At 59.0% G+C, this 7,560-nt stretch carries 6 protein-coding genes; 4 read left to right on the top strand and 2 right to left on the bottom strand.

Features of this window, described 5'->3' with window-relative positions:
• Positions 1 to 41: 41 nt before the first annotated feature.
• On the top strand, positions 42 to 1,808 hold the full coding sequence (locus tag JCM21793_RS31275) for a relaxase/mobilization nuclease domain-containing protein (RefSeq protein WP_306306762.1): 1,767 nt from the start codon (positions 42 to 44) through the stop codon (positions 1,806 to 1,808).
• 240 nt (positions 1,809 to 2,048) lie between these two features.
• Here the strand turns inward: JCM21793_RS31275 and JCM21793_RS26305 are convergent, their stop codons facing one another.
• Both JCM21793_RS26305 and JCM21793_RS15140 read right to left on the bottom strand, forming a co-directional pair.
• A complete protein-coding gene (locus tag JCM21793_RS26305) occupies positions 2,049 to 2,801 on the bottom strand; it encodes a nitroreductase family protein (protein ID WP_155983459.1) in 753 nt (250 codons plus the stop codon).
• Between the two features lie 120 nt (positions 2,802 to 2,921).
• Positions 2,922 to 3,407: an RrF2 family transcriptional regulator gene (locus JCM21793_RS15140; RefSeq protein ID WP_025030907.1), complete on the bottom strand. Its 486-nt coding sequence runs from the start codon at positions 3,405 to 3,407 to the stop codon at positions 2,922 to 2,924.
• Positions 3,408 to 3,858: 451 nt separating this feature from the next.
• Here JCM21793_RS15140 and JCM21793_RS15135 point away from each other — a divergent pair, with 451 nt between their 5' ends.
• The 3 genes from JCM21793_RS15135 to JCM21793_RS15125 all read left to right on the top strand — a co-directional run bounded on the left by JCM21793_RS15135 (position 3,859) and on the right by JCM21793_RS15125 (position 7,555).
• Entirely contained in the window at positions 3,859 to 5,082 is a 1,224-nt protein-coding gene (locus JCM21793_RS15135) for an ATP-grasp domain-containing protein (protein WP_025030906.1), read from the top strand.
• Between the two features lie 101 nt (positions 5,083 to 5,183).
• A complete protein-coding gene (locus JCM21793_RS15130; RefSeq protein WP_155983458.1) occupies positions 5,184 to 6,359 on the top strand; it encodes an MFS transporter in 1,176 nt (391 codons plus the stop codon).
• Positions 6,356 to 7,555, top strand: a complete 1,200-nt coding sequence (locus tag JCM21793_RS15125; protein ID WP_081784739.1) for an ATP-grasp domain-containing protein — start codon at positions 6,356 to 6,358, stop codon at positions 7,553 to 7,555. The genes JCM21793_RS15130 and JCM21793_RS15125 overlap by 4 nt, the downstream gene beginning before the upstream one ends.
• Positions 7,556 to 7,560 lie beyond the last annotated feature (5 nt).

The raw sequence follows: 7,560 nt of genomic DNA, 5'->3' as shown, positions 1-7,560 counted from the left end.
CCCGCACCCTGTCGGGCGGCTGGCGTCACAGCGCGCCCGGCATGCGCCGTGTCGTCGTGAAGACCCGCTACGTTCAGAACGCGGGCAGGAACGGCAAAGGGGCCGCGCATCTGCGCTATATCCAGCGCGACGGAACCTCTCGCGACAGCGAGCGCGGTCAGCTCTATTCCGCCACTGAGGATCGCGCCGAGCCGCAAGCCTTCCTTGATCGCGGCAAGGAGGATGAACGCCAGTTCCGTTTCATCATTTCCGCCGAGGATGGGACGGACCTGACCGACCTCACCGCACATACCCGCGACCTCATGAGCCGGATCGAAGCCGACCTTGGCACCCGGCTCGATTGGGTCGCCGTCAATCACCACAACACCGGCCATCCCCACGTCCACGTCATCGTGCGCGGCAAGGACGACCTGGGCGAGAACCTTGTCATCAACGGCGACTATCTCGCCAACGGCATCCGCGATCGCGCGACCGAACTGACCACGCTGGAGCTCGGCCCCGTCACCGAGATCGAGCAGGCCCGCAAGCTGTCTGCCGAGATAGATCAAGATCGGTTCACCCGCATCGACCGGGCGATGGCCGACGAGGCGGATGGCCGCTTCCTCGACCTGCGCCATGAGCCTTCCGACCACAAGCGCCAGTTCAACCGCGCCCTGCGTCTCCGTCGCCTCGCCAAGCTGGAAAAGATGGGCCTCGCCACACCCCACGCGCCGGGCGTCTGGGAGTTGAGCGAGCGGATGGAGCCGGCGCTGCGCGAGCTGGGCGAACGCGGCGACATCATCCGCACCATGCACAAGGCGCTGAAGGCGGACGGCCTTGAGCGCGACCCCATGACCTTCCAGATTCATGACCGGCCGCCCGAAGCTCCTATCGTCGGCCGCGTCGTGGACAAATACCTGTCCGACGAGATGGGCGAGAACCTGACCGTCGTGGTGGACGGGATCGACGGCCGCACCCATCATCTTTCGGGCATCGACCCGGCCCGCGTCGAGGATGCGCGGATCGGCAGCGTCATCGAGATCGGCCCGGCCGAGACGACGCAGCGCCCGTCCGACCGGACCATTGCGGCAATCGCAGAGGATGGCGTCTATCGGCCGAGCCGCCATCTGGAGCAGGCAAAGTTCGAGGGGCGCGTTCCCGGTGGCGACTACGAGGGATACGTCGATGCCCATGTGCGCCGGCTGGAGGCGTTGCGCCGTGCCGGGATCGTCGAGCGGATCGACGCTGGCCAATGGCGCATCCCCGAGGATTTCGAGAGCCGCGCCGCCGCCTACGACGCCGGCCGAAACCGGCAGGCCAGCATCCGTGTCCTGTCCTCTTTCGATCTGGAAAGGCAGATCGGCGCAGACGGCGCGACCTGGCTGGACCGCACGCTGCTTTCTCCATACGCATCGGATCTCGGTTCCGCCGGTTTCGGCCAGGAGGTCCGCGACGCCATGGACCGCCGCCGGAAACATCACGTCGAGCGGGGAGACGCCACCCGCAACCGGGATGGCCGTATCTTCTATCGGCGCAATCTTCTCGCCACGCTACGCGAGCGCGAAACTGCCCACGCCAGTGCGGAGCTGGCGGCGAGCAAGGGCCTGCCGTTCCGGGCGGCGGCGGACGGCGAAACCGTCAGCGGCAAGTTCACCGGCACCGTCCAGCTATCGAGCGGCAAGTTCGCCCTGGTCGAGAAGTCTCACGAGTTCACGCTTGTCCCATGGCGGCCGGTCATAGACCGCCAGCTTGGCCGTGAGGTCATGGGCGTCGTGCAGGGAGGCTCGGTGTCCTGGAAGCTTGGCAGGACACGAGGGATTGGATTGTAGGTGGCTTGCGAAGTGACGTTAACCAAACAGACATGAGCCACGGCATTCTGCTTCACATCGAGCGTCACCATTTTTTGAGGCCACGCCCTTCTGGATCGCATTGTGCCGGTTGATCTGTTCTTCCGTGAGCCTAGGAGACTTCAAATTGCCCGTCTCCCCCATTTGACAGACTCTACAAAATTTTGGACTGCTCCTATCCCGGTAGACATGCCCGGCTTATCCTTGAAGGTGTTTAGGAACTCAGGTCAAATTTGGTTCTTCTTCAATCAGATTGTAACGAACAATTCGGTTAAGGTCAGGTCGTTTCCGTTCCTTGGGACACTCCGTTGAAGTGCCGATGTGGATGATACCGACTACGCGCTCATGGGTGTTGAGCCCATAGACTGCTGCTGCACTCGTGCTGCTGGCCGCCCACCCTGTTACCCACTTTGCGCCGAACCCGTAGGCGTGAACTGCATTGAGCATGTTCATACACACGGCGGCCGCTGAGGCCTCCTGTTCAGATATAGGGATATTGGTCATAAGCGAGGGACTGCTAATCACGAGCACAGTCAATGGTGTGCAGGAGAACGCTTGACACACAGAGTTGGCAAATTTCTCAAGCCGGTGCAGTTCCATGAAATTGTTCTCATGACGATATGCGGCAGATAACCGCTCACCGACTGCAATTCGGGTATCGTCGGAGAATACTATCAGGCGCCACGGCTCAAGGTTACCGTGATCGGGGACGCACGTTGCAATGGACAGAATGCGGAAGAGTTCCTCCCTGCGTGGCCCGGGCTCACTAAGAAAGCCTTGCCCGACGGAACGGCGGCTTTCTAGTGACCGCAAGGCGTGCTCGCCTGCGTGGAGAACGGAACTCGGCGCGCCATGGTAAACACCCCCGGCTGGGATAGCCGGTGATACTTCCTGCCGATAGGGATCGGAATTATGGGCCATCGGGCGTTTTCCGTCGGCAGCGCCCTGACCCAGGCTCTCGGCAGACTCGCACATGATCACCTCCACCGGACAGCGTTGACGAGCATCCGGTGTCCGCCAGTAACATGAGTAATTCAATCATGTTAAAGGACGCCGTCTGTTTGCACAAGCACAGTAGGTGAGGCGACCGACAGCCTATTTGGGGGAGCGAGACACGCCTGTGGCTCCGAAGATGGGACCTCTGGTACCCTCCGTTGGCGGGTCTGGATACATGAAGTTGTATTCCGACAGCATAATGTCCGCGAGGGAGTAACGGTTCAGTGTAGCAATGAAGGACGTCAAGGCTTCGTTGATGGCATTCGGAATAAGACAGCTACGAATGATCATGCATTTATTCCCGGTTGAAAAGCACTCAACCATATTGAAATCCGGTTCGGTTAAGCGAACGATCGCCCCAAGCCGTATCTCTTCGGGGGGTTTTGCGAGCGTGAATCCGCCTGATCGCCCACGAAATCCCTTCAGGTATCCCTCTTTGGTCAAAAGATGGACGACCTTTACTAGGTGTGCGCGGGAAACTCCGTAAACGCGTGAGACCTCCTCAACGGTGACGAGTTTCTCACCGGCCGATCCGGCGAACATCAGCACCCGCAAGGCGTAATCGGTGAATGTTGTTAGTTGCATTCTCTCTTGACCTGGTGGAGATGCGCCACGATCTGAAATTGGCGCGTTTGATTGCACGAGGCATCGCCGTCGTAGCCTAAAGAGGCCTCGACAGGAACGGACTATAGAGGAATCCTGTTCCGCAAGCCACACATCCTCAGCCACTCCGGCACCACAGAGTTGCCGAAAAATCTCCCTCTTAAAATATGTATTGACAATACATATTTTAAGAGGGAGATTTGCCCGAGTTGGAGCAATGGTAGAAATTAAATTGCGGGTAACATGCTGTGTGAAATTTTTTCCTTATAGAAAAAGGCCTTAATTGGGTTTATTGGCAATTATGCAATTGTATTGCGATTATCGATAGCCGGAGTTAGCAATAATAATTCTATAATTATTAGAGAAATGCATAATTAATTCAATTTAATCGTGCTGCTGACGAACCGTGTGGGTCGGTATTGGAGGAATTTGTGTGAAGAAAGCCGTAGTAATACTAGAGGCACTGAACTTCGGCTTGGGAAGGATGACCCAGGCAGCGGAGGATCTCGACGTAAATCTGGTGCTCCTGACGAAGGAGCGGGGCCGCTTTCTGCATGAGTTGCGGACCGTCAGTTCGAGTCGACTGCAGATCATCGATATGGATACCACTGATGAGACTGCGGTGCGTCAGAAGATCGTCGAGTTGGGTGCGGTTGGGCTAATTAATCCGACAGACTACTGGACCAACCTTTCGCTGAAAATGGCGGAAGAATTCAGCTTTCCGAGCCAGAGCGCAGACGCCGTACGCAAGTGCAGGGACAAGACCGTTCTGAGGAATCTTCTCAACGATGCGGGGCTATCACGCGGGCGGGCGGTGATGATCGATCGTGATACGGACAGGCGGGCGCTAGCAGGACATTTGTCCGGCCCGATGATCGTGAAGGAGCGGTCGGGAACCGGTAGCAGGAATGTTTGGCTGATAGAGAGCGTCGCCGCGCTGGAGCAGGTACTGGATGAGGCGTTCGACCGGCTTCACGTCGCCCATCTGACGATGGAGCCCTATTTTCGAGGTACGCTCCACAGCGCGGAAACCGTCTCCTACCGGGGAGAAATGCGGATGTTCGCCCTTTCGGGCCGACTTATGAGCCCGGAGCCGAGATTCACGGAAGAGGCGGTCATCACACCTTTGGACACGAATCCGAAGGAGTTCGAGGAGATATCGCAGTGGATAAAGCGCGTCCTTGATGCAGTCGGCTATGAAACCGGTCTGGCACATACTGAATTCATGATGACCCCTGACGGACTTGAGGTCGTGGAAATCAACACCCGACTTGGCGGATCGCTGTTGGGGGAACTGGTCTGCCGGAGCTACCGGACGAATGTCTATGCAGCCTTCCTGGAAATTGCGCTCGGACAGCGGCCACAGCTCTTGGATGTGCCTCTCAACGCCGAAGACCGTTACGCGGTCAAGCTGGTCTATCCGCCGGGTGCTGGGCGTCTGATTGCAGTGGAAGGTCGGGATCGGGTCAAGCACTTCCCTGGTCGCCCGGAGTATCTGGAGATCATTTCTGAGGGCGCCGATGTTCAATTCCCTCACGACGATCGCGGCTGCATCGGTACGCTTCATGCCGCGGGTACGACAAGTGCGCAGGCAATCATGAACGTCATGGCGGCAGGCAACGCGCTTTCCATCGCCATGGCGTCGCCGGCAGGCTGAACTGCCGTACCGCAATTCCCGCCCGGTGGAGGCATGTCATTCCTACCCTGTTGAAAACATACCTCGGTGAGCTTGTCCTTCTCGGCCCATTGAGAAATGGCGTGCGGACAATTCTGGCAACGAATTTCCTTGCCAGCTTCGGCATCTTCATGGCGCTGCCGTTCTTCACGATCTATCTCGTCCGCGAGACAGCATTGAGTCTCACCGATGCAGCGATCATTTTTGGAACCACCGTCTGGCTCCAGCATGGCGGGGCCTTGATCGGGGGGGTTGCGGCCGATCGTTTCGGCCTTCGGGTGGTGATGAATACGGGGCTGCTGCTGCGCATTCCGGCCTATGTCCTGCTTGCGCTTGCCGATGGTTTCTGGCCACTCCTGGCGGGCGGAGCGCTGCTCGGCTCGGGTAGCGCACTCTACCTGCCGGCAGCGAAGACCGCGCTGATCAATCTGTCGGACGACAGGAGCCGAGCCGCAATCCTTTCGGCGCGCAATATCTGCAACAATGCCGGCGTAGCGCTCGGCCCACTTGCCGGCTCACTCGTCTTCGCCCTCTCGCCCAACATGCTGTTCCTTGCCATTGCGGGACTCTTCCTGGCGCTCGCAATGATGAACCTGCGGCTTGAAATTCCCGTCCGGTCCGGGGCCAACGAGTTCCGTTTCTCGCAGGTTCTCCGCCTAGTCAAGCAGCCGACGGTGGTGGTGCTTTGCGTCAATATGATGTTTTTCTTCGCCTTCTACATCCAGCTTGAGGTTCTGGTTCCGGTCGGAGCCTTCGAACTGTTCGGTGGGATGGGTGCCTCGGCCGTGTTCGTCATCAACGCACTGGTAGTCGTTCTGGCGCAGCCACCAATGGTCTCGTGGATCAGGCAAAGCCCGCGCATACGAATTTTCACGGGCGGGTTTGCGATCATCGGCATGGCCTATGCGCTGTTGAGCCTGGCAGGAACGATCCCCGTACTACTGTTTGCGGCGGTCGCCGTTCTCAGCTTGGCCGAGGTGCTGCTGACGCTTCGCCTTGATCTGGAGACGTCGGCTCTGTCCCGTCGCTATACCGGAACCTGCTTCGGGCTCTTGGGCCTATCTGCCGGAATCGGTGCCTTTGCCGGCAGTTCCTTGGGTGCGGTGGCTCAAGAACGCTATCAGGCTTCCGGAAACAGTTTTGCGGTGTGGCAGATGTTTGCTGTTGCCGCGATCGCAATCGTAGCGGCCTCGGCTGTGCTTTGGCTCGTCGTGAAGACCAGGCCGATGCACAACGATGAAGCGGAGTATGGGCAATGAATGGTCGGCGAACGCTCCTGATTGGGGCCGGCAGGGAAATGTGCGACACCGCCCTCGCCAACGACATGAATTTCCTGCTTGTCGAAACGCCAAAGCGGCTGAAGCCCGACCTGCTGAAGGCTGTGCCGGAAGCCCTGATCATGGATTACGAGGATCAAGCCGCGTTACGCCGCTTGATCGCACCTCTCCATGCGGCCGATCCGTTTCACAGTGTTGTCAGCCTGACCGAGCCCGGTCTCCAACCTGCTGCCGAGATCGCCGGGTTTCTCGGTCTTTCTGATGAAGCCCGGCACGTCGTCGAAGGTACTCGCGACAAGTATCTGATGCGGCAGAGATTGAACGCGGCCGGTGTGGACGATCTGGAAGCGATATTCGTCCGCAGCAATTCAGACATCATCGACTATCTCAAGTGTAACGGCGCACCGGTGATCGTCAAGCCGGTCAACGGGCAGGCCAGCCAGGGCGTCACCAAGATCGAGACGAGAGAGGAGGCCGGGATGCTCGACCTCAGCGGCATGGGCGGTGAAGCAATCGCAGAGCCCTTCCTCACCGGCCCAGAATACTCGGTCGAGGCATTTTCATTTTCTGGCCGCCACGTGGTGATTGCCATCACCCAGAAGCTATTGGCGGGCATTGCCGCGGAAAACCCCCTGGTCGAGGCGGGGCATGTAATGCCAGCGCCCCTGCCCACAGCCGACCGGCAACGCGTCTGCGAGTATATTGCCGCCTGCCTCGATGCGCTGGGCTTTCGGGACGGGCCGTCGCACACCGAAATAAAGCTCACCGATAGAGGCCCGCGGATCATCGAAACGCATAACCGGGTCGGCGGCGATTGCATCATCAATCTACTGCTGCTTTCGCACGAGCTCGACATTCTGGAATATGTCCTGAAATGGCCTCTAGGCCTTGCGGCACCCCTTCCGGCCCCGCCGATATCGCAAAGAGCGGCTGCGATAAAATTCCTCCTCCCGCGACCGGGCAGGGTCAAACGCATCGCAGGACAATATGCGGCCCGCTGGCAGCCCCGGGTTGCCGACCTGCAGATTGGGATCATCGCCGGGGACGAGGTTGCGCCGATACGCGATTCATTCGATCGGCCCGGACATGTCATCTGCGTCGGCGATACGCCCGAAGAAGCCATGGCCAACTGCGACCGCGCCCTTGCAACCATTCAGATCGAAATTCAAGCGAGCTAGGAGGC

Source organism: Nitratireductor aquibiodomus NL21 = JCM 21793 (genome assembly GCF_000615975.1).
GTDB lineage: Bacteria > Pseudomonadota > Alphaproteobacteria > Rhizobiales > Rhizobiaceae > Nitratireductor > Nitratireductor aquibiodomus.
Note: the sequence above shows the minus strand (reverse complement) of the source record. Positions and strands in the feature narration are given on the sequence as shown.

Coding starts and splice junctions, on each gene's coding strand:
- JCM21793_RS15140 (WP_025030907.1), bottom strand. CDS start 3,407: ATGCAACTAACAACATTCACCGATTACGCCTTGCGGGTGCTGATGTTC.
- JCM21793_RS31275 (WP_306306762.1), top strand. CDS start 42: ATGCGCCGTGTCGTCGTGAAGACCCGCTACGTTCAGAACGCGGGCAGG.
- JCM21793_RS26305 (WP_155983459.1), bottom strand. CDS start 2,801: ATGTGCGAGTCTGCCGAGAGCCTGGGTCAGGGCGCTGCCGACGGAAAA.
- JCM21793_RS15125 (WP_081784739.1), top strand. CDS start 6,356: ATGAATGGTCGGCGAACGCTCCTGATTGGGGCCGGCAGGGAAATGTGC.